The organism is Mesorhizobium sp. WSM4847 (genome assembly GCF_055811335.1).
In genome coordinates this window covers 1-812 of record NZ_JBVVPY010000097.1, presented here as the reverse complement: position 1 = coordinate 812, position 812 = coordinate 1, and the positions used below count along the sequence as shown (strand labels likewise).

1 protein-coding gene is annotated in these 812 nt (G+C 61.5%); it reads right to left on the bottom strand.

Annotated elements, in window-relative coordinates:
- Positions 1-812: isocitrate lyase/phosphoenolpyruvate mutase family protein (locus AC0L28_RS34680; RefSeq protein WP_473482987.1), on the bottom strand; the 812-nt coding region annotated here is incomplete at both ends.

The following is an 812-nucleotide window of genomic DNA, read 5'->3' as shown; positions in this document are numbered from 1 at the left end:
CCAACATGCGCGTCTCCATCCATTCTTTTCGAAGGAACCTCTCGCTGCGGTCCTTGGCCGTCCACTGCCCGCGGAAGGTATTTTTCTTCTGCCGCTGAGAGCTCGCTGTAGTTCATCAGTTCGAACAGCTCGTCGAGCGTCGCGATTTCACCTTCGACACCGGCAATGCTCTCCTCCTGGATGATGCGGTCGCACACCTGACGCATTGCCGAAATCGCGGCGCGCAGGTTGTGGTTGGCCCAGATGACCGTGGAAATGCCGGCCGCGCGATAATCAGCAACGGGCGTACGGTGGTATTTTGTCGGTACGATCACGACGGGCAGTCGGTTCTGCCAGGCTCGCGTGAAGGTGAAGATCTCCTCCGCATCGGACTTGCAGGAGTGAACCAGGATCGCATCGGCGCCAGCATCCGCATAGGCGTGCGCTCGTGCAAGCGCCTCCTGCTGACCGTATCCGGCGATCAGCGCCTCGATTCGAGCGACGAGAACGAACTCCGGATCCGGAACCTGGTCCTTGACAGCCTTCAGGCGACCGCAGAACTCGCCGATCTCCGCCAGCGGATGGCGGTCGCCGACGAAGGAGTTCATCTTCGGGAACGCCTTGTCTTCAAGGCAAACGCCGCTCGCGCCGTGCTGCCGCAGCTTGCGAGCGACCAGACGGGCATTGTTGAAATTGCCGAATCCGCTGTCTCCGTCGACGAGGATTGGAATTTCCGCTGCGTCCGCCATCCGTTCCACGACGTCGACCACCTGGGTCCAAGAGGCCTCGTTCGCATCGCGGTAGCCGAGGCTGGAGGAGATCGAGAGGCCGGA